At 60.2% G+C, this 21,255-nt stretch carries 19 protein-coding genes and 2 tRNA genes; 11 read left to right on the top strand and 10 right to left on the bottom strand.

Going from position 1 to position 21,255, the window contains the following annotated elements; all coding sequences use genetic code 11:
- Positions 1 to 9: 9 nt before the first annotated feature.
- Positions 10 to 86 (bottom strand) — tRNA-Pro (locus tag AC1DOG_RS02935).
- A gap of 175 nt (positions 87 to 261) precedes the next feature.
- Between AC1DOG_RS02935 and AC1DOG_RS02940 the strand changes: the two genes are divergently transcribed.
- The 3 genes from AC1DOG_RS02940 to AC1DOG_RS02950 all read left to right on the top strand — a co-directional run bounded on the left by AC1DOG_RS02940 (position 262) and on the right by AC1DOG_RS02950 (position 2,529).
- Positions 262 to 1,932, top strand: a complete 1,671-nt coding sequence (locus tag AC1DOG_RS02940) for a phosphoethanolamine transferase (protein WP_477926763.1) — start codon at positions 262 to 264, stop codon at positions 1,930 to 1,932.
- Positions 1,933 to 2,084: 152 nt separating this feature from the next.
- Entirely contained in the window at positions 2,085 to 2,390 is a 306-nt protein-coding gene (locus AC1DOG_RS02945; protein ID WP_477926764.1) for an ETC complex I subunit, read from the top strand.
- A gap of 62 nt (positions 2,391 to 2,452) precedes the next feature.
- A tRNA-Arg gene (locus AC1DOG_RS02950) sits at positions 2,453 to 2,529 on the top strand.
- 135 nt (positions 2,530 to 2,664) lie between these two features.
- On the opposite strand, the gene AC1DOG_RS02955 is transcribed toward AC1DOG_RS02950, so the two are convergent.
- From AC1DOG_RS02955 to AC1DOG_RS02990, 8 genes are all read right to left on the bottom strand, one after another.
- Entirely contained in the window at positions 2,665 to 4,083 is a 1,419-nt protein-coding gene (locus AC1DOG_RS02955; RefSeq protein WP_477926765.1) for a TniQ family protein, read from the bottom strand.
- 1 nt (position 4,084) lies between these two features.
- Complete coding sequence (locus tag AC1DOG_RS02960) at positions 4,085 to 5,017, bottom strand: AAA family ATPase (RefSeq protein WP_477926766.1); 933 nt, start codon at positions 5,015 to 5,017, stop codon at positions 4,085 to 4,087.
- 2 nt (positions 5,018 to 5,019) lie between these two features.
- Positions 5,020 to 7,320, bottom strand: coding sequence for a Mu transposase C-terminal domain-containing protein (locus AC1DOG_RS02965; RefSeq protein ID WP_477926767.1), 2,301 nt, complete (start codon positions 7,318 to 7,320; stop codon positions 5,020 to 5,022).
- Complete coding sequence (locus tag AC1DOG_RS02970; RefSeq protein WP_477926768.1) at positions 7,317 to 8,075, bottom strand: hypothetical protein; 759 nt, start codon at positions 8,073 to 8,075, stop codon at positions 7,317 to 7,319. The genes AC1DOG_RS02965 and AC1DOG_RS02970 overlap by 4 nt, the downstream gene beginning before the upstream one ends.
- On the bottom strand, positions 8,068 to 8,259 hold the full coding sequence (locus AC1DOG_RS02975) for a hypothetical protein (RefSeq protein ID WP_477926769.1): 192 nt from the start codon (positions 8,257 to 8,259) through the stop codon (positions 8,068 to 8,070). The genes AC1DOG_RS02970 and AC1DOG_RS02975 overlap by 8 nt, the downstream gene beginning before the upstream one ends.
- A gap of 489 nt (positions 8,260 to 8,748) precedes the next feature.
- Positions 8,749 to 9,474 (bottom strand): hypothetical protein, encoded by a 726-nt coding sequence (locus AC1DOG_RS02980; protein WP_477926770.1) that lies wholly within the window; start codon positions 9,472 to 9,474, stop codon positions 8,749 to 8,751.
- Positions 9,475 to 9,544: 70 nt separating this feature from the next.
- The gene (locus AC1DOG_RS02985) at positions 9,545 to 10,996 is read right to left on the bottom strand and encodes a zinc-ribbon domain-containing protein (RefSeq protein WP_477926771.1); all 1,452 of its coding nucleotides are present in this window, start codon (positions 10,994 to 10,996) and stop codon (positions 9,545 to 9,547) included.
- 376 nt (positions 10,997 to 11,372) lie between these two features.
- Entirely contained in the window at positions 11,373 to 11,816 is a 444-nt protein-coding gene (locus tag AC1DOG_RS02990; RefSeq protein ID WP_477926772.1) for a hypothetical protein, read from the bottom strand.
- 229 nt (positions 11,817 to 12,045) lie between these two features.
- On the opposite strand from AC1DOG_RS02990, the gene AC1DOG_RS02995 reads away from it, so the two are divergent.
- Complete coding sequence (locus tag AC1DOG_RS02995; RefSeq protein WP_477926773.1) at positions 12,046 to 12,825, top strand: putative nucleotide-diphospho-sugar transferase; 780 nt, start codon at positions 12,046 to 12,048, stop codon at positions 12,823 to 12,825.
- 327 nt (positions 12,826 to 13,152) lie between these two features.
- Here AC1DOG_RS02995 and AC1DOG_RS03000 read toward each other — a convergent pair whose 3' ends face one another.
- On the bottom strand, positions 13,153 to 14,361 hold the full coding sequence (locus tag AC1DOG_RS03000; RefSeq protein ID WP_477926885.1) for an MFS transporter: 1,209 nt from the start codon (positions 14,359 to 14,361) through the stop codon (positions 13,153 to 13,155).
- Between the two features lie 130 nt (positions 14,362 to 14,491).
- On the opposite strand from AC1DOG_RS03000, the gene AC1DOG_RS03005 reads away from it, so the two are divergent.
- From AC1DOG_RS03005 to AC1DOG_RS03035, 7 genes are all read left to right on the top strand, one after another.
- The gene (locus AC1DOG_RS03005) at positions 14,492 to 15,295 is read left to right on the top strand and encodes an AraC family transcriptional regulator (RefSeq protein ID WP_112980561.1); all 804 of its coding nucleotides are present in this window, start codon (positions 14,492 to 14,494) and stop codon (positions 15,293 to 15,295) included.
- Positions 15,296 to 15,464: 169 nt separating this feature from the next.
- Complete coding sequence (gene glpD / locus AC1DOG_RS03010; protein ID WP_477926774.1) at positions 15,465 to 16,991, top strand: glycerol-3-phosphate dehydrogenase; 1,527 nt, start codon at positions 15,465 to 15,467, stop codon at positions 16,989 to 16,991.
- A gap of 45 nt (positions 16,992 to 17,036) precedes the next feature.
- Positions 17,037 to 18,113 carry an ABC transporter ATP-binding protein gene (locus AC1DOG_RS03015; protein ID WP_477926775.1) on the top strand — a complete coding sequence of 359 codons (1,077 nt, stop codon included), beginning with the start codon at positions 17,037 to 17,039 and terminating at the stop codon, positions 18,111 to 18,113.
- A gap of 12 nt (positions 18,114 to 18,125) precedes the next feature.
- Entirely contained in the window at positions 18,126 to 19,196 is a 1,071-nt protein-coding gene (locus tag AC1DOG_RS03020; RefSeq protein ID WP_477926776.1) for an ABC transporter ATP-binding protein, read from the top strand.
- Between the two features lie 3 nt (positions 19,197 to 19,199).
- A complete protein-coding gene (locus tag AC1DOG_RS03025; protein ID WP_037178749.1) occupies positions 19,200 to 20,066 on the top strand; it encodes a carbohydrate ABC transporter permease in 867 nt (288 codons plus the stop codon).
- A gap of 37 nt (positions 20,067 to 20,103) precedes the next feature.
- Positions 20,104 to 20,919 carry a carbohydrate ABC transporter permease gene (locus tag AC1DOG_RS03030; protein WP_477926886.1) on the top strand — a complete coding sequence of 272 codons (816 nt, stop codon included), beginning with the start codon at positions 20,104 to 20,106 and terminating at the stop codon, positions 20,917 to 20,919.
- A 15-nt stretch (positions 20,920 to 20,934) separates the two neighbouring features.
- Entirely contained in the window at positions 20,935 to 21,216 is a 282-nt protein-coding gene (locus AC1DOG_RS03035) for a DUF2160 domain-containing protein (RefSeq protein WP_113198489.1), read from the top strand.
- The last annotated feature ends 39 nt before the right edge of the window (positions 21,217 to 21,255 follow it).

The raw sequence follows: 21,255 nt of genomic DNA on the forward strand, positions 1-21,255 counted from the left end.
ATTTGTCGGTGGTCGGAGTGGAGAGATTCGAACTCCCGACCCTCTGGTCCCAAACCAGATGCGCTACCAGACTGCGCTACACTCCGTGCCAACGAGGAGCGCAATACACGGTTCGATCATGCGCTGCAATAACTAAAATGGTCTTTTCACAAGGATCGGCTCTCTCCCACTCATTCAGGTTGATGTCAGTATCGAATGCCATCCCCCGCGGCTTGGTCGCCCGGCATCTGAGCCGGGCATGCGGTTTCAGGATGGGTGGAATTGGAAGACACGGTTTTAGCGGAGCCCAGCGAGCGCTTTCGGCCGAAGATCGGGAGCGTGACGCTATCGGTATTGACGGCGATCTATATTCTCGTGGTGGCCAACCACACCTTCTGGACCCGCGCTTTCGACTATCTCTCCTCGGCCCCGGTTGCCTTCGCCGCCTTCGTGGTCGGCATTTCGACGCTGACGATCGCGGCGCTCACGACGTTTTCCGTAAAATACCTGACCAAGCCGGCTTTGATCTTCTTTTTGATGGTGGCGGTGGTGTCGTCGTGGTTCACGGATCAGTTCGGCGTGATCATCGACAAGGAGATGATCCGCAACGCGGCAGTGACGACGCAGGCGGAATCGGCGCATCTGATCACGCCGTCGTTCCTGCTGCATATCCTGCTTGCCGGCGTGTTGCCGTCGCTGTTCATCCTCTGGGTGAGGGTCGTTCACAAGCCGTTCCTGAAGAAGTTCGTCTGGAACATGGCCGTCATCGTGCCATGCCTTGGTATCACCATTGCGGCCGGGCTCGGCTTCTCGCAGACCTATGCCTCGGTCGGGCGCCTCCACAAGGACCTGATGCTGACGCTCAATCCCTTCGTTCCGATCGGCAGTGCCGCGCGCTTTGCCTTCGCCTCGGAGGATGACCGCTATATCGTGCGCCGGCCACTCGGTACGGATGCGCATCAGCGCACGCCGAGCGCCAATGGTAAGCCCAGGGTGACGATCATCGTTGCCGGGGAGACGGGCAGGGCGCAGAATTTTTCGCTCGGCGGCTATCCGCGCGAGACCAATCCCGAGATGAAGGCGCGCGGCGTCATCTACTATAAGAATTCGACGAGCTGCGGCACCTCTACCGCGGTTTCGCTGCCCTGCATGTATTCGGTCTATCCGCGCCAGGACTATACGCACCGCAAGGGGCTCGAGACCGACAATCTCACGGATATTCTCGGCCACGCCAAGGTCGACGTCGAGTGGTGGGACAACGATACCGGCAGCTATGGCGTCGCCAACCGCATTCCCTATCGCTTCCTGCCCGATGCCGCCGACCCGCGCTTCTGCACGGATGGCGAATGCCTCGACACCGTGTTGCTCGACAAGCTCGGCGACTGGCTCTCGAATGTGAAGAGCGACAGCGTTCTCGTGTTGCATCAGCTCGGAAGCCACGGGCCTGCCTATTACCGGCGCTACCCCGACGATTTCCGCCGCTTCACGCCGGATTGCCGGACGCCCGAATTCGGCGCCTGCAAGCCGGAGGAGGTCGTCAATGCCTATGACAACACGATCCTCTTTACAGATCACGTGGTGGCCAAGGTCATCGACAATCTGAAGAAGCATCAGGACACGATTTCGGCGTCGATGCTCTATGTCTCCGACCATGGCGAATCGCTGGGCGAGAACGGGCTCTATCTCCATGGCGCGCCCTATATCATTGCGCCGGCGGAGCAGACGCGGGCGCCGATCATCGTCTGGCTGTCGCCTGATTTCAGCGCGGCTTCCGGCATCGACACGGCCTGCCTTGCGGCCAGCGCCGCCAACCCGGTGTCGCACGACAATTTCTTCCACAGCGTTCTTGGGCTGATGGATGTCGAAACCAGCGTCTATGACGCGAAGCTCGACCTGTTTTCCGGCTGCCGGAAGGCGCCGGGCAGGGCTGTGCAGGCCTCGTTCAAGGGGTAAGTCGCTGGCGCGCGGCTTCCATGGCTTTTCGCTTGAAAAGGAAGGGATTCGCCGCTAAGCAAAATTCATCTATCTGTGCGATCGTAGATGAAGATGCCCCGCACGGGGGCAGTCCATTGATTGCGAAAGCCATAATTCGGAGGCGTGCAGCTATGTCTGCCAAGATCTATCGTCCAGCAAAGACCGCCATGCAATCCGGCAAGGCAAAGGCTCATCTCTGGGTGCTGGAGTTCGATCAGGAAGCGCCGCGCACGATCGACCCGATCATGGGCTACACCTCGTCGTCGGACATGCGCCAGCAGGTCAAGCTGAATTTCGAAACGCAGGAACTGGCCGAAGCCTATGCCAAGCGCAACGGCATCGAATACCGGGTGATCGCGCCGAAAGATCCGCAGCGTCAGACGGTGGCATATCCGGATAATTTCCGCTATACGCGCACGCAGCCCTGGACGCACTGATCGGACGTACCGATCGCTACCAGAGCCCATGCCTTCGATGCGCCCAGGCGCATCGGCAGTGTGGCCCCTTAGCTCAGCTGGATAGAGCACCTGCCTTCTAAGCAGGTGGTCGCAGGTTCGAATCCTGCAGGGGTCGCCATTTTTTTTCGAGCATCACATCGATCCGGAACATGGTCAGACGATCCGGAATCAAGGTCCCCAAACGAAGTCCGCAAAACGAAAAACCAGAGCCGCTTTCGCGGCCCCGGCTGAAATATCGTACGATTGATTTGATCTAGTAGTAGAGCGCCCTTAGCCCGTTTCGGGATGTATCCACGGCCGCGAGTGCGAGTTCGCCACGAAGGGTGCGCGCCAGAACTTCTCCTTCCGAGATGCCACGCCGTTTCGCATAACCTCTCAACGTTCGGGTTTCGGCGCTTTTACCTGTCGCGTGGCATGATCGGAGACGGTCCACGAGTTCTCGAACTTCCGATGCCAAATACCTCGGCCCCCAAGTGCCGCCCGTCGTCATGCCCAAAATCTCATGGGCGAAACCCTGTTTCACCAAATATCGGAAGATATACCCCGGCACCCCCGTGATGGAGATAGTCTCTGGGAGAGTGATCAGATCGTCTGCGTAGCCTTTGATCTTGCCGTATGTTTCCTCATCGATCACCAACGCCCGCTTATCCCACACGCGGTCCGGCAGGATGTCGAGTGTCCTGATGAGATTGCGGATGCCCTTCACAGGCACGCCGATCTCCGCGGCGATCTCTTTCATGGTTCGATCGTTTCGAGCCATTACACCGCCGGAATACATACGGCCGAGGACGCCGACCCTCGCAAACCCTTGGTGCTGGGCCTCTTCGATGTCGTCCCAGATTTTATTGCCGATCCGCCCTTGGTGCTGCCACGAGGCAACCTTGGTCGATGCAATGAACCCACGTCGAAGAACTTCTGGAGGCACAACTGATTTGTACCAGTCGCCGAACCACGCTGCCCGGTCCTCAGGGGACGCCATCATTAGAGCGAATCCCGCTTCGATGTCGGGATGCTCGTTCAGTACAGGGTTCACTCGGTTCCCATTCGTATCCGTGTAGCGAGCGTAGTGCCGCAGCGGAGCAATAATCTCGCCGAGATCACAGTTCTCGAATGGGCCGGTTTCACGTCGACCGAATTCCAGGCGGTCGCGGATGAACTCGTGGAATGGAAGACTGCTGTGGTCGGTGGCATGGACCAGCGTCCGCATGCTCTGGCCCTTGGGTGTCATATCGAAATGCGGCCACCACCAGCCCACTCCTCCGGCGACAAGCGGGACGTGATGCTCGGCGCAATGCGTCGCGACGACGACATCCCACTGAATGCGGTGGTACGGGGCCTCAGCGAGGCAGTTCGGGCAATAGCGCCGCGTCTTGAATGAGATATGCTTCATCAGCAGACGCTCGTTTCCGATATGCCAGTGGTCGCCCCTCAAGAGCGGCGTGGCTGCCTGCAGCATCGCCTTCTCCGTATCGGAGAGCGGAAGCCTAAGCAGGGCCGCCAGCATCTCCTCAGGCACGATGTTGCGGCCGTTCAGCCCGATCTCGTTGGCATAGACGGTGACGCTGGAATGCCCTTCGTCGGCAACCAGCCGAGCGAAGTAGCTATACGCAGGCTCGCCCAGTTGCGGACGCAGACGCCAGCGTGAGAACGGCATATTGGTCGTGGCGGTCATGTCAGCCTCCCTGGAAGTACCGGTGGGAATCGGTCGCGGGCAGCAGCAGCTCGGCGGCCGACCGCAGATGTTCGGTCAGGATGTTATCGGTGCCGTCGTTAATGGCCTCGAACGCTGCGGTCTGGACCAGCTCCATCACGCGGCCGATCAAGCCGCTGCTGTGCCGATGGATGTCGCGGGCGATGTGTGGGGTCGACAGGTCCGACTTCACCGCGAACGGCAGGCGGTTGTCGATGCCCTCCAGCAGTAGGCAGAACTGCTCGAACTCATCCTGGCCTTCGCCAAGCGGATCGAGGTTGGTGTGTGGGAAGCCGCCGCGGCCACGGAGGTAATCCACCGAACGGATCACATCGAGGATCGACCTGTCGCCGACCAGCAGGATGTTGAAGGCATTGCGGTCGGCGGCAAGCTTGAGGAAGCTCTTGAAGTTGCGGACCTGATCCGCGCGGCGGTTCATGAACATGAACTGCGCGTCGTCGATGACAAGCAGCTGGGCCTTCGCCCACACGAGGCGCTCGATCGTGTTGTCGATCAGTGCCGGGATTTTCATCTGGGCCAGCGAATGCGCGCCGACCTGCCGACAGATGCGCTCGGACATCGTCTTGGGCAGCATGTCGTCGGACGCCTGGAGGTAGACGACAGGATGTACCTCGCCCTCGTCGTCGAAGCCCGACGGGAATTTGGAGCGGTAGAACTTGCAGATCGACGACTTGCCGACGCGCGATGGGCCGAGCAGGCCACCGATCTTCCCGCGGCCATGCGTTCCGCCTTCCACCGGCATGTGGAACTTCCCGATGTTTGCCAACCCCTGCTTGAACAGCGGGTAGGGATAGATCAGCGTCTCGATCATCCGCTGCCGTTCCTGCGGCGGCAACGAGGCTGCAACGATGCGCGTCTCCGGCGTCAGCTTGTCCATGTTGATGGCGTCGGTCATGTTCAGTCTTCCCATCCTTTGTGTCGTTCCTTCAGGGTTTCGATGTCGGCGACGGCCGGTTCCGGCGGTGACTCGGCCTCGGGCGGCGTCTGCTCGGCGACCTCGACGACGGTGGTGTGGTCGTCACCGGGCATCAGCCCGCGGCCGCGCGTGGAGAGCTTCGCCTCCGGCGTCTGGACCTCGGGTTGCGCGTAGTCGATATGCGTGCTGACCGAGCCGTTCGGCGCGAGCTCGACGACCTCCGACCCTCTGATCTTGGCGGCTTGGCCCGTCAGGAACCGCGCGAGCTTCATGGCCGTGTTGTGCTGCCGGCGCTTGGCATGCATATCGCCAAGCATCAGCTCGAGCTTGCGCCGCGCCTCCGTCAGCTCGCCGACGCCGGGCGCATCCCCGGACTCCTTGAGGTGGTACTCGACGATCTTCTTGTGCTGGTAAAGCGACAGCCCGTTGGCGTAACGCTTCTCCATGTCCATGATCGGAACCTCGATCATCACCTTGCGGTACGGGTCGCGCACCCAGATGCGGCCGAGGTCGTTCGGATCGATCGTCGCCGTGTACTTCGTGGCGCTGTGCTTGCCGATCGCCGCCTTGTGGCTCCCCATCTTGTGCTTGGGATGCGAGCGCAGCGCGATCAGCTCCGCCGACATGTAGTGGAGGTAGTTGATGCGGATGCCGTCCGCCTGGATCGTGACCTCCTGCGTGTAGCCGACAAGGCGGGTGAACACCGCCGGATCGATCAGCGGACGCATCGTGGCGTGCGGGATGCCCTCCGCCCACAGCTTCGCCGGCGTGTCCTTGAGCGTGATCAGCGGGCCGATGCCGGCCGTCAGCGATCGGTTGTGGACTTCCGCGAAGTAGTAGGCGAGGAAACCGTACAGCTCCTGGATCGAGATCGCGGGCTTTGCCTTCTCCGCATCCTCGTCGAACTTCTTGCGCTCGTCGGGCGTCGCTCCCGTCGCGCCGGGAAGGCTGTGGATCATCTTCATCCCGAGGATCGAGAACAGCTTCTCCGTCGCGCCCTTTTCCCACGGACGGCCAGGGCGATACTCGATCACCTGGAAGCCGAGTTCGCGCTGCGCGTTCTCCATGTCGCCGCCGACGAAATGGCTCGCCTGGTCGACGCCGAGGCGGACCGGCATCCCGTACCATGGCCATTTCATCTTGGGCGGCAACGACTGCGGGTCCTTGGGGTAGACCGTGTGCTTCAGGCCAGCGAGGAAACCCGCGAAGGACGGTGCCTCGAAGCCGATATGGAAGCCGATCACCGCACCCGAATGACGGTCGCGGAACACGATAATGTCCGGGCGGCCGAAGCTGACGGGAACCAGCTCGTCGTACACCACGACATTCAAGGCCGTATGGTCGATATCCACGACGTCCAGCGGATGGCCGGGGCGGGCGATGCGCATGTACATGGCGTTGATGCGGTTTGCCTCTTCCTCCCCGTAGCGCAGGAAGGTGCGCGTATAGAGGTCGACGCCCGCGAAACGGCGCTGGAGCGTGCTCTTCGAGACATTCTTGGCCTCTTCGGCCAGCTCGCTGTACTCGCCGTCCTCGGCATCACACAGTTTCTCGAGCTGTGCCTTCACCTGAAGCCACGTTCCCTTGGGAACGGTCCATGCGATACGCACGGCCTTCTGGACCGCTTCCTCGAGCTTCTCGCCCAGACGGCCACCAGGATTGCCGTTGTTCGGCAGCGGAGCCACCGCACACACGCGGTCCATGTTACGGCGGTCGCGGAGCTTCACCATCGCCTCGTGGATCGCCGTCTTGCCTAGCGGGCGCTCGCCGCGCTTGGCAGCGACCTCGTCGCGCGCACGGTTCATCAACGCGACGCTCGGCTGGCCACGGTTCTCCTTGATGCACAGATCGCGGTAGTGATCGACGTAGGCGAGCAGCCGATGTGCATGACGGCTCTGGTACTCCGTCAGCCCAAGCGGATTGTCCGGAAGCTCGACCTTCGAATGCGGCCGTGGCGACTGGTGGACCGTGCGGATGCGGCCCTGCATGCTCAGCCAGTCGATCTGCCACGACGACAGCCACAGCGGCACCTGGTACTCGTTGTCGACCAGCACCAGCTTGCGAGGCGCGTTCGGCGATCCGTTCGTCCATTCCTTGGCGACGTAGTGGCCGCAGACCGACTTGTCCTCCACGTAGACCATGAACTCGTCACCCGGCAGGATGTTCTGCGACGGAGCCTTCACATGGTCGGCAGGTGTCTCCGGAAGCTTCAGGTCGGCCGGCGACAGCAGGCGGATGACCTTCTCCGACAGGAATTCGAAGGTTTTCGAGTTGATCGTCATTTCGTCCCCTCATGGATCGTGGAATCGAGTGTCAGTGGGCGGCCGAGGTCGAGCAGGACCTCGCCGCGCATCGCCAGCTGCATCACGGCCGTGAACACCAGGTTGGTCTCCTCGACCGCTGTCGGCAGTTCGTCGCCCGCCCAGCGGATCGCCTGGCGGGAGATGTCGGCATTGTCCGAGACCGCTCGGATGGTGTTCGGCAGCGGCGTCCGGCGCAGCGCCTCGCGTGCGTGCGACAGCGAACGGGGCTCGGTCTCGCGCTCGCGGTGGGTCCACATCAAACGCACGTTCGACAGCCGCGGCTCGATGCGGACCGTGCGCTCGTCCAGCACCTGGTAAGCGCAGCCGAACTCGTCGCCGAAATGGCGGATACGCTCCGCCACACGGCGCTGGAACTCCGGCGTGGCGGCCTGCTCGGCCCGTGACAGGTAGTCGACGAAGACCACGCTGCCGTCGGCAAGCTCGATCGCCATGTCGGGGATGTGTTCGCGCTTGAAGACCGTCACGTTGTCGTCCGTGGACCAATGGAGGGCCACCAAAGGATACGGCGACATCCGCACCACGTTCGGGTCGGTGTCGAGATGCAGCAGCCCGTCCGCCATCAAAGGCGAACGTGCGCGCATGATCCCCTTGGGAACCTTCGACGACGGGTGAGAGACGGCGTGGCCGGTGCCGTACATGCTGCGGCCGACCTTGCGGACGGGCACGTGGGCATCGGAGAAGATCGCCTCGAGGATGGCTTCCGTCTTATCCACGGGAGCCTCCTTTTGATCGGTCGGCGCGGTTGGAAACCGACGCACCTGTCTGGTTTTCGAAGACAGACGCGTCGAATTGCAACCGCAATGCGCCGACGGTCGATGCCGGCACACCGAGAGAGACGAGCATCTCCATCGCGACAGGGGTGACCTGTCCCGTGAACGGGTAAAAATGCGCCTTCACCACACACCTCCTGCATGCCGTGAGCCGTCAAGACGACGTCACGGGAGAACAAAATCGGGAATCGGCCCGGATGGGGGCGTCAGAACCCGCGTATGCTCCGCATGAGGAGTTGGATGTTGCGAATGGTGGCCGTCTCTGATGGAAGACGCGCCTCGGCTGTAATTTGGATTTTAAAATCTGGGGAGTAAGACATTGGCACCACCTCGATTACACAAACAGAATTCACTGGTACTCGGGGTGGTCAAAAAGGCCCGGCGTATGCGCCAGTAAGACAGAACCCGTCGTCAGCCTGCGGATCGCGATGCGGATATTCCGCATATCAGCGCCATGGTGGCTATCGACATCATCAAGGTATTCCCTTGGTTGGTCAGTCCTGTGATCGGTTATACACCGCATCCGTGAATCAAAGGTTAACGGGGAACGCGGAGGGAGCGATCGATTTTAGCGATCGCTGTTAGGGGCGTGGGCGAAAACCGCGGGTGGTAGCATTTACCTTTCTGGCCGCGGGGTATTTCCTTGAGTCCTATCGTAGGGTTTGGTGTGGCCACCCTTGGGTTTCGGTATCCCTCTGGGCGGTGGAAGAGGACTCACGGGGCTTCCTTTCACGCGAGCGAGAAGTTCGTCTTCAGAACTGTCCCGGTAGTCTTCGGCGTTAACTGGTGGAATATCTATCGTTCTTGTAACAACAGGTGCGCCAGAAGTACCCAAATCGAAATAGTGTATCTTCGCCTCGAGGCGACTGGTGATCGCCCGAAGCCGATCCATCTTGAGCTCATCGGCAATTCTTACCCAGTCGAACCATTTGTCCATTTGCTGATGCGCGTCGAGTGCAAATGCCCGCAGCTCCTTGCCACCTATGGTGAAAGTAATCGGATTGATGCTAGAAGATGTCCCCGCGATGATTGCTAGCGAATCTGGGAGCTGACTCTTGAATGTCCATCCCGCAGGCTGCTTGTTGACCTCGAAGACCTCTTGGCCGTACAGCGAGACGTTGTCGAGGCCTCGATTTCGCGCCTCGATCGAGAACGTGTCTCCTCGTGCGTTCCAGATGTAATAGACGTGTTCAAAGGTTCCGTTCAGGCCCGGCCGTTTCTGATGAAAGACGACTGGCCGCGGCTCCTCGCGTTTTGGCCAGCTTTTATCGGCGTAAAGAGTTACAAGCGATGCCGTTATAGCGACAGCAGCTTGACAAAAAAGTTCCTTGGCGATTCTCATTCTCTCTTCCCCGATTTTTCCTGAATCGTATCAGAGGTTTACGGGTATGGTGATCGCCGGTCAGAAAGTGCTACTGTTTCGTTCCATCTGCTCGTTGCCGCTCTACTCGTCTTCGAAGATTTCCTACTTTGCAGCGCCGACATATGAATGTTGTGGAACGGCGGACATTAAATGGAGTCGGCCTAATTGCATGTCCGATAGGGCAGAGCATATTCAGCTGCACGCCTTCTCCTGCGTATTCATCGAAAAGTGTGTATCCCTTTTCGGCCACGATTGTCATGAAGGTCGATCGGTAATCGGAACTGTAGTTCTCAGCCTGTGTTTGCGCCACATGAACAGGTATTGGAACCTCGGCTGCTCTCAAGAGGTCATAGACAATCGGAAATAGGAGATCATCTGGGGCGTATGGCTTGTCGAAATACGGCACTTCGATCAGGACTACGCCATTCTGCTTGCATCGTAGTCGCTTGATTTCATCTCTCCGGACTTGGTCCTCGAAGGCTTCTTGGCTCGAGTGGAACACGGTGGCGTCGTAGTGCTGCCTACCTTGATATTCGAAGGCGATACCCAACCCCATATGGGGTCCCGATGGAATGACGTACTCAAGACCATACCCGTCTAACTCAAGACGTGGAGTATCTGCCGCCTCACGAAGCCAGTCGGGCCGCTGACTGGCAAAATCGACGCCGAAAATCTGGGAAAATATGGCGCGGCAGCGAAGCTCTCCCTTCTTTGGGCAGTGCGGACACCATGTCCCTTCGGTCACGACCCGATAGGCTTCAGCCTTCCATTCATGCCCAGCGATACACTTCCAAAGGTGTTTTTCGGTCGTTCCGTGGTACTCTGGCGACAAGCATGCCCCACCACGTTCCGCTGCAGCGTGCTGAAGCATTTGAAGGTTCCACACCTTTCGGCGTTGCTTATGTATGTCGCAGAAGTTGCCCTTCCTGATGTTTGACAGACTCGCTTTGAACTCGTGACCGGCGTCCATAGGACAGTGAATACGACACTTGCCGCGGTCTCCTGGCCACTCCTCCCAGGTTGAGAGAACGGTGCCGCCGTGTTTCTCAACGAGCTTTTCCAGCCTGGCTATACCATTCTTCGCTATCCGTTCTGGCTCGTTGTCGTCGCGGCATACAGCGCAAAGGACTTTTACCTTCGTTCCAAGCAGGTAGCCCACCTCAATATCAAAGGCATGGCCGCCACCGCAGACAACGTCGATACGCTGCTTCGTGTTCTTGAACGAGCTAAGGTCCGTGACGACCTGGCACTCAAACCGCTCAGCGGCTTCTAATATATGGCTCTCGTCGATCCGAGTATGATCGCCTCGTCGATTTTCCCAACAGTCTCTGCACCCAGCAACACCTGAGAAAATGTTACCTGCTCTGGCCAGAAATACGTGGTTGGCGGCGCAACGAAACGAATGCTGATGCTTGTAACCACGAAACTCTGCGTCCAGGAGTTCATAGCCCCTCGCTGTTGCTTTCGACCGTGCACTCGTAATGGAAGTTTTCCGTGACATATCCGACCCTCTTTCGAAAAGGGTCGGAGGTGATGGTGCAAGCAACTACAGGAGAACGATGGCGATCCCGCCGATAGTGACAGCCTGGAGATCACAACGTTTTACTACTCACGAAGTTCGTCATTTCCGCGCTGCCAATGGCCAAATCGCTGACGCCGTTGAGTTTCCCTGAAAGGAGGTCCTCATAAAGTCCTTCGCTTGTGTTTGAAGTGAATAACAAGGTCTGGCGAAGGTCCATCTGGCTTTGCGATATTGAATTCAAGTCTAGTTGCTTTTTCTCCCTCGGGCATGTTCTGTCTACCAGTCTACGATTGGCGGCCTGGGTTATTGGGGGTCTGGGTGATCGCCCTATTCGAGGGTGCTTCTCTGCGCAGATTTATTTTCGACCCAAAATCATGTTCAGATAGGCGACGCAATAACTCGAATCGGAGATTGTTACCGGATCGAAGTTGTTCCCGGTTGCCAGCGCGTTTTCACGCCACATCCCGAAATAGTTGATCGCAATGGCCTCGATGTCGTCGTTGATCACCTTTGCACTGGAGCCGAAGCGAAAGCCGGCATCTATCGCAAAGGTCTGAAAGTAAAACGAAGACACCAAGTGCTTCTTAGCGATATCTACTACGTCCTCTTGTTCGGCATCTTCAAGCATCTTGCCCATAGCAAAATGGAGTGCCGAACATCTCTTCATTCGGTAGAACGACATGGCAGCGCTCTGTTCCGGTTCCGACGCCAGCGGAGGCATTGACGTTGCGGACGCAATGGAACCAAGGAGGAGGGTCAAAACACTAGCGGCGATTATGGCTGTAAAACGTATGCGCATCGGGCAGCCTCTGACAACGATACAGCATTGCCTGGTTTCCCCGCCGGCACAATTAACCGGTGGTTCCGGATCGGTGTGAGGTTATGAGACTCCATTCCGCATTGTTGTGATGTTTGTTCCGCCAACACCTGAGGTCAGCGCCTAATTGCCCAACGAAAACAAAGTCAGGGATTCCGTCGCGGTCTGACGCTCTAAATTTTCTGTCCGACATGGACAGCCAGGATTGAGTATGACCACGAACCTATTTTACCGGTTCCTTGACCTCTTCAGCAAGTCGAAAGCCAAGTACCGCGATCACGTCGTATCTTTCCCGACGGATTCGGAGATCGTCTTATCCCACGGCTTCAAGGGCGACATCGTCGCCTTTCACACGGCGGATTCGTTTTATGCGAACGAGGCAGCGCGCATGGTGGCGTCTGCTGAGCGTCTTGGCCTGACGGTGCATACAACGGCGATCGAGAGTGCCGGAACGTGGGTGCGCAATGCGGCGCTCAAGCCGACATTTCTCCTAGAGGCGCGCAGGAAATTTCCTGGCCCGCTGCTCTACGTCGACGTCGATGCGGTGTTCCATCGTGACCCGTGGCCGGTGCTGGCCGGATATGACTGCGATGTGGCAGTTTATCGCGAGGGCGACCGGCTGATTTCCGCGACCATTCTGCTGAACGATACGCCAGCGACGCTCCGGCTTCTGGAAGTGTGGAAAGAGCGCTGCGACAGCGATCCAGATATCTGGGATCAGGTCGTGCTTCAGGAAATTCTTGATCAGGATCAGGCCTCGCATACGCCGCTCTACAAGGTCAAGGAACTCTCCGCGTCCTTCTGCTGGATATTCGACCGACTTTCGAACCCGAAAGGCGAGACCGTCTACATCGAGCAGCTTCAGGCAAGCCGACAGGCTACAGCGGGCAAAACATGCCGCCGCAACAAAAAGCTCGAACGTCGTCGCGAAAGGATCGCGACGATCGAAAAAAGCCTGGCATCCTCCATGCGCAAGGACAAGGCCGCCTAACATCGATGTCGGTTCGTGCGTGCAAAACTCCCCCTCGGACTTGAATTCGCCACATTGACCTACCATATGAGGTTCATCGGCATTGCTGGTCAGTGTTCCACACAGCGAACGCTCGCAGTTGCCGGTATCGCTTTTATGCTTTTGACCACGGATGTACTGGCACTGGTGTGAGATGCGAATAGGAAGGTCGGTGCGGTTTCGCCCCGGCCTTTTTTATTGTCCGGAATTCGGGCCGGCTCAAAAGCTTCACATGACATTCAAAGACGAAAGGCCGAAGCGGGTGCTTCGGCCTTTTGTGGTTTTGATGATGCTGCGGCTTGCTTTCGGCTACTTCGAGGCCGTTGCGTGGCGCCTGCCTTTGCCGAGGTCCGGCAGGAAGACGGTGAGCAGGCCGAGCAGCGGCAGGTACGAGCAGATGTTGTAGACGAAGACGATGCCCATGCGGTCCGCCACCATGCCAAGTGCTGCCGCGCCGATGCCGCCGATGCCGAAGGCGAAGCCGAAGAACAGGCCGGCGATCATGCCCACGCGTCCGGGCACCAGTTCCTGCGCGAAGACGACGATGGCGGAAAAGGCCGACGCCAGGATGATGCCGATCACGAAGGTGAGCACGATCGTCCAGGTGTAGCCCGCATAGGGCAGCGCCAGCGTGAAGGGCAGGGCGCCGAGGATCGAGAACCAGATCGTGAATTTGGTGCCGAACCAGTCGACGATCGGGCCGCCGGCGACCGTGCCGATGGCGACCGCGCCCAGGAAGACGAAGAGCAGGATCTGCGCTTCTTGGACCGACACCTGGAAACGCTCGATCATGTAGAAGGTGTAGTAGCTCGAAAGACTGGTCATGTAGACGTATTTCGAAAAGACCAGCATGGCGAGGACCGCGATCGACATGATCACCTTGGCGCGCGGCAGCACGACGGCAGGCATGGCAGCCTTGCGGCCGGCATTGGTGCGGCGGTGGTTCGAATACCAGACGCCGACGCGCCACAGGATGATCATGCCCGTCAATGCGGCAACCGAGAACCATGCGACGCTGGTCTGGCCGCGTGGCAACACGATGAAGGCGGCGGCCAGCGGGCCGATGGCGGAGCCGAAATTACCGCCGACCTGGAACAGCGATTGCGCCAGACCGTGGCGTCCGCCCGACGCAAGGCGGGCGACGCGGGAGGATTCCGGATGGAAGACCGCCGAGCCGAGACCGACGACGCCGGCGCCGACGAGCAGCACCCAGTAAGCATGCGCATAGGCGAGCAGCACCAGGCCGATCAGCGTGAAGCCCATGCCGATCGACAGCGAATAGGGCAGCGGGCGCTTGTCGGTGTAGATGCCGATCAGCGGCTGCAGCAGCGAGGCCGTGACCTGGAAGACCAGGCCGAGCAGGCCGATCTGGGTGAAGTCGAGACCGTAGCCGTCCTTGATCATCGGATAGAGGGCCGGGATGAGCGACTGCATCGTGTCGTTCAAGAGATGGCAGAAGCTGACTGCCATGATGATGCTGAAAACCGTCTGTTCCGCGGAGTGTTTCTCCGCCGTCATTGTACCTGTAGTCACGATGTTCCTCCTGAGAAACTGACTATCCGCATAGTCTCCTTGTGATAGTCCCGCTTTCGTGTTTTGGTCTCATTCTTTCGCGATTGGGCCAGGGCTTATGAAAGCGTTGCAAAATATGACATCGGCCGAACTGGCCAAGCTCCATGTCGAGCGGTTGGCGGCCATCGAGGCTGCGTCCGAGCCGGTTCACACGATCCCGTCCGAGTACCCCTCGGGCTATCATGTGGCGGCCCATCGGCACAGCCGCGCGCAATTCGTCTATGCGCGCACCGGCGTGGTCATGGTGTCGTCGCGGCAGGGGCGCTGGATGGTGCCGCCGGAGCATGCGCTGTGGATACCGGCCGGACTGGATCACTCGGTGGATATGCTGGGCGAGGTCACCATGCTCTCGGCCTATATCAGCTCCGACGCGTTGGTCGCGCTGCCTGAGGCCATTCGTGTGGTCGGGCTCACCGATCTCGCGCGTGCGCTGATCATCGAAGCAGTGTCTCCGAGTGGTGATCTCAAGGGTTCGCGGCGCCAGCGGCTGGTGGTGGCGCTGCTGCTTGAGGAGATTTCGCGGCTGCCGGACCGTTCGCTTGGCCTGCCCATTCCGGGTGACGCGAGGCTTGCGGGGCTTTGCCGCGCCTTTCTGGCGAACCCAACCGCGCGGCTCTTGATCGACGATTGGGCCGAGCAGCTGAACATGAGCCGGCGGGCGTTCACCCGCGCATTCCGGCGCGAGACCGGCATCAGCCTTTCGACATGGCGGCAGCAGGCTGCCTTGTTTACGGCGTTGCCACGGCTGGCGGCGGGCCAGCCGGTCACAACAGTTGCGTTCGATCTCGGTTACGAAAGCGTCGCGGCGTTCACCACCATGTTCAAGCGCATGCTTGGCGCGCCGCCTCGCGCCTATTTCCGGGTTGCCGAGCCCAATTGAAATTCCTCGATAATTTCGAGCGCAGGCGTTTCGCGCTGTCACACGCCCGACATCGGCGCGCGGCATAACTGTGCGAAACATTCGTTTGACATTCGAATAAGTTTCGCTTTAACTGTTTTCGCTTTCGCAATTGCGTTGTCTTGTTTGCGTTGCGGCATTTTCTGGGGGCATGGGACGCGTGAGCGGTCAGATTCACGATCTTTTCGTTATCGGTGGCGGCATCAACGGCTGCGGTATTGCGCGTGACGCGATCGGGCGCGGCTATTCGGTTGCGCTGGCCGAGATGAACGATTTCGCCTCCGGTACGTCCTCTGGTGCCACCAAGCTCATTCACGGCGGCTTGCGCTATCTCGAGCATTACGAGTTTCGTTTGGTGCGCGAATCGCTGATGGAGCGCGAGATCCTCTGGGTGATGGCGCCGCATATCATCTGGCCGATGCGCTTCGTGCTGCCCTATCACAAGGGCGGCATCCGGCCGGCATGGCTGATCCGGCTGGGGCTGTTCCTTTACGACCACCTCGGTGGTCGCAAGCTTCTACCGCCGACCAAGGTGCTCGACATGCGCCGCGATCCGGCGGGCAAGCCGCTGAAGGCGCTGTTTTCGAAGGCGTTCGAATATTCCGACGGTTGGGTCGACGATGCCCGCATGGTGGTGCTGAATGCGCGCGACGCGGCCGACAAGGGTGCGCTGATCATGCCGCGCACCAAGGTCGTCTCGGCGCATCGCGAGAACGGTGTCTGGGCGATCGAGACCGTGGATACGGTGACCGGCGAGAAGCGGCACTTTCAGGCGCGGATGCTGGTCAACGCGGCGGGTCCCTGGGTCGATCACGTCATTCGCGCCGCGTTCGGGCAGAACGAGGCGCGGCATGTGCGCCTCGTCCAGGGCAGCCATATCGTCGTGAAGAAGAAGTTCAACGATCCCAGAGCCTACTTCTTCCAGAACCCCGATAACCGAATCATCTTCGCGATCCCCTACGAGCAGGATTTCACGCTGATCGGCACCACCGATCGCGACTACAAGGCCGATCCGAAGGATGTGAAGATTTCGGACGAAGAGACGACTTATCTCTGCAAGGCCGCGAGCGAGTATTTCAACGAGCCGGTGCGGCCGGAAGATATCGTCTGGACCTATTCGGCCGTGCGCCCGCTGTTCGACGACGGAGCGTCGAAGGCGCAGGAAGCGACGCGCGATTACGTGCTGAAGCTCGAAGGCGAGGGCGCGCCGGCGCCGTTGCTCAATGTGTTCGGCGGCAAGCTCACCACCTATCGCCGGCTGTCGGAACACGCGCTGGAGAAGATCGGCGCGGCAATCGGCGCCAAGGGTGCCCCGTGGACGGCCAAGAGCCATCTGCCGGGCGGCGATTTTCCGGCTCAGGGGTACGAGGCGGAAGTGCGTAAGCTGAAGGGCAGCTATCCGTTTCTTATCGATACGCATGCCCGCCGCCTCGTTCGCCGCTACGGCACGAAGGCCGCGGTGCTTTTGGGACAGGCGCGCGGGACAGAGGATCTCGGGCGCTGTTTCGGGAGCGACCTCTATGAGGTGGAGGTCCGCTACCTGATCGAGCACGAATGGGCGCGACACGCCGATGACGTGCTCTGGAGGAGAACGAAGGAGGGCTTGCGCCTGACGAGGGAGCAAGCCGCGGTTTTGGAGGAGTACATGGCCGCGCTACCGGCTCAGATGGCCGGATAAAAGAGCGGCATGTGGTCCCCGCTGTGAGGAGGCACGGGAACCTGAATGCTGGAATTGCGAAACATCGCAAAGACGGTGGGTGCGGATACGCACATCCACGCGACCGATCTCGCGTTTGAACGCGGCACGCTGAACGTGCTCCTGGGGCCGACCCTGTCTGGCAAGACGTCGCTGATGCGGCTGATGGCCGGGCTCGACCGGCCGACCAGCGGGACGATCCATTTCGATGGCGTCGATGTCACCGGCATGCCGGTGCAGAAGCGCAATGTCGCAATGGTCTACCAGCAGTTCATCAACTACCCCGCCTTCACGGTCTATGAAAACATCGCCTCGCCGATGCGGATATCGGGCAAGGATGCCGCCACGATCGATCGCGAGGTGCGCAAGGCCGCCGATCTCCTGCGGCTGACGCCCTATCTCGACCGCACGCCGCTCAATCTCTCCGGCGGCCAGCAGCAGCGCACGGCGCTTGCCCGCGCGCTGGTGAAGAACGCCAGCCTCGTCTTGATGGACGAGCCGCTTGCCAATCTCGACTACAAGCTGCGCGAGGAACTGCGCGCCGAGTTGCCCAGGATCTTCGCGCAATCGGGCGCCATCTTCGTCTATGCCACCACCGAGCCATCCGAAGCGCTGCTGCTCGGCGGTAATACGGCGACGCTGTCGGAAGGGCGAGTGACACAGTTCGGGCCGACGATTTCGGTCTACCGGAGCCCACGCGATCTCACCACCGCCAAGACCTTCGCCGATCCGCCGCTCAATTTCATCGATGTGGTGAAGGCGGGCGCGACGTTCCAGCGCGACGGGCGCGATGTGTTCGCGGTGCCGGCGCATCTGGCCGGCATGGCCGATGGGCCGGTGACGGTGGCGTTTCATCCGCATCATCTCGGGCTTGCGGCGCAGACGCCGGGTGCAGTGAGGTTAAAGGCGCGCACGCAGCTATCGGAGATCACCGGCTCGGAGAGCTTCGTTTATCTCGATTACGAGGGTGTGCGCTGGGTTATGCTGGCGCATGGTATTCACGACATCGATCCGGATACCGATATCGACGTGTTTCTTGATGGCCGCCACCTGATGGCGTTCGACACCAGCGGCCGGGCGATCTCGTCCGGCGCAGCGGCTTGAAGGGGTAGGGACATGGCACGCATCACGCTCGACCACATCCGCCACGCTTACGGGCCGAACCCGCAATCGGACAAGGACTACGCGCTGCGCGAAGTCGACCACGAATGGAACGACGGCGGCGCCTATGCGCTGCTCGGGCCGTCGGGCTGCGGGAAGACGACGCTTCTCAACATCATCTCCGGCCTGCTGCAGCCCTCGCATGGCCGCATCCTGTTCGACGGCAAGGACGTGACCAATCTGGCGACGCAGGCGCGCAACATCGCGCAGGTGTTCCAGTTCCCCGTCATCTACGACACGATGACCGTGTACGACAATCTGGCCTTTCCGCTGCGCAATCGCGGCGTATTGGAGCCCGAAGTCGATCGTCGCGTTCGCGAAATTCTCGAGATGATCGATCTGACGCCCATGGCTCGGCGCAAGGCGCAGGGGCTTACCGCCGACCAGAAGCAGAAGATCTCGCTCGGCCGGGGATTGGTGCGCAGCGACGTCAACGCCATCCTCTTCGACGAGCCGCTGACGGTCATCGACCCGCATATGAAATGGGTGCTGCGCTCGCAGCTGAAGCGGCTGCACAAGCAGTTCGGTTTTACGATGGTCTATGTCACGCACGACCAGACGGAAGCGCTGACCTTCGCCGACAAGGTCGTCGTCATGTATGAGGGCGAGATCGTGCAGATCGGCACGCCCGCCGAGCTCTTCGAAAAGCCGAGCCACACCTTCGTCGGTTACTTCATCGGCTCGCCCGGCATGAACGTCCTGCCGGCAAGGCTCGACGGCAATAGAGTAACGATGGGCGCTGAGACCCTGGCTCTCGACTACGCGCCGAAGGCTGCCGCGGGCGCCAAGACGGAGCTCGGCATCCGGCCGGAGTTCATCCGCCTCGGGCGCGAGGGCATGCCCGTCACCATCAACCGGGTCGAGGATATCGGCCGGCAGAAGATCGTGCGGGCGGATTTCGCGGGCCAGCCGATCGCCATCGTGTTGACGGAGGATGCCGAGATCCCCGCGGAGGCGCGGGTCACCTTCGATCCCAAGGCCATCAACATCTACGCCGATTCCTGGCGCGTCGGCAGGGAGGGCTGAGCCATGAACAAGACCTGGAACAACAAGGCCTGGTTTCTGGTGCTGCCGGTGCTGGTGCTCGTCGCCTTCTCGGCGGTGATCCCGCTGATGACCGTCGTCAACTACTCGGTGCAGGATACTTTCGGGAACAACGAATTCTTCTGGGCGGGCACGGACTGGTTCGTGCAGACGCTGCAATCCGACCGCTTCTGGGCAGCGCTGCAGCGCAATCTCGCCTTCTCGCTGATCATCCTGGCTTTGGAGATCCCGCTCGGCATCTTCATCGCGCTCAACATGCCGAAGAAGGGGATCGGCGTGCCGGTCTGCCTCGTGCTGATGGCGCTGCCGCTTTTGATCCCGTGGAATGTCGTCGGCACGATCTGGCAGGTGTTCGGTCGCGTCGATATCGGCCTGCTCGGCCATACACTGGAGGCGATCGGGCTCGACTACAATTACGTCCGCGATCCAGTCGATGCCTGGATCACCGTCATCGTCATGGATGTCTGGCACTGGACGAGCCTTGTGGTGCTGCTGTGCTACGCAGGCCTCGTGTCGATCCCGGATGCCTATTATCAGGCGGCGAAGATCGACGGTGCGTCGCGCTGGTCGGTGTTCCGCTACATCCAGCTGCCGAAGATGAAGCGCGTGCTTCTGATCGCCGTGCTGCTGCGCTTCATGGACAGCTTCATGATCTATACCGAGCCCTTCGTCGTTACCGGCGGCGGACCCGGCAATTCGACTACCTTCCTGTCGATCGATCTGGTGAAGATGGCCGTCGGTCAATTCGACCTCGGTCCGGCGGCCGCGATGTCGATCATCTACTTCCTGATCATCCTGCTGCTCTCATGGATCTTCTACACCGTGATGACCAGCGGCGACGAGAACGCGTGAGGAGGAGAGAACCATGGCCCAAGCAACAACACAGACGATGAAATACAAGCCGGCCGCCAACTTCTCCTGGGTCGTCTCGACCGTCTACATCATCTTCCTGCTCTTGCCGATCTACTGGCTGGTCAACATGAGCTTCAAGGAGAACGCCGAGATCACCGGCACCTTCTCGCTCTGGCCGCAGAACCCGACGCTCAGGAACTACACGATCATCTTCACCGATCCGTCGTGGTACAACGGCTATATCAACTCGATCACCTATGTGGTCATGAACACCGTCATCTCGGTGCTGGCGGCGCTGCCTGCGGCCTATGCCTTCTCGCGCTACCGCTTCCTTGGCGACAAGCACCTGTTCTTCTGGCTGCTCACCAACCGCATGGCGCCGCCCGCCGTTTTCGCACTGCCGTTCTTCCAGCTCTATTCGGCATTCGGCCTGATCGACACCCATATCGCGGTGGCGTTGGCGCACTGCCTGTTCAACGTGCCGCTGGCGGTCTGGATCCTCGAAGGCTTCATGTCCGGTGTGCCGAAGGAGATCGACGAGACGGCCTATATCGACGGCTACTCGTTCCCGCGTTTCTTCATCCGCATCTTCATGCCGCTGGTGGCATCGGGGATCGGGGTGGCGGCCTTCTTCTGCTTCATGTTCTCGTGGGTGGAGCTGCTGCTTGCCCGCACGCTGACGACCACGGCGGCCAAGCCGATCTCGGCGATCATGACGCGTACGGTTTCGGCCTCGGGGATGGACTGGGGCGTGCTGGCGGCGGCCGGCGTGCTCACCATCATTCCCGGCGCGCTCGTCATCTATTTCGTCCGCAACTACATCGCCAAGGGCTTCGCGCTCGGCCGCGTCTAAAAGGGGAGACCAGACATGAACTTTTCCTGGATGGCGTGGACGCTGCCGACCGCATTGTTCTTTCTCACGATCCTCGTGCTCCTGATCGGCATGAGCGTCTGGGAGTATCTGGCGCCGGGCGGATCGCCGCGTGTGGGGGTCTTGAGGTTCGAGACCACGCGGGGAGACCGTCTCTTCATTTCGCTGCTGGGAGCAGCGTTCATTCATCTCGCATGGCTGGGCCTCGTCGGGCCCAACCTGTGGTGGGCTCTTGGGCTTGCCGTAGTCTACGCCATCGGCGTGTTCCGCTACGTGTGAGGCCAGGGAGATACAGATGGCCGGGGGTACTGGCCGCCT

The organism is Rhizobium sp. 01N48, from assembly GCF_056399145.1.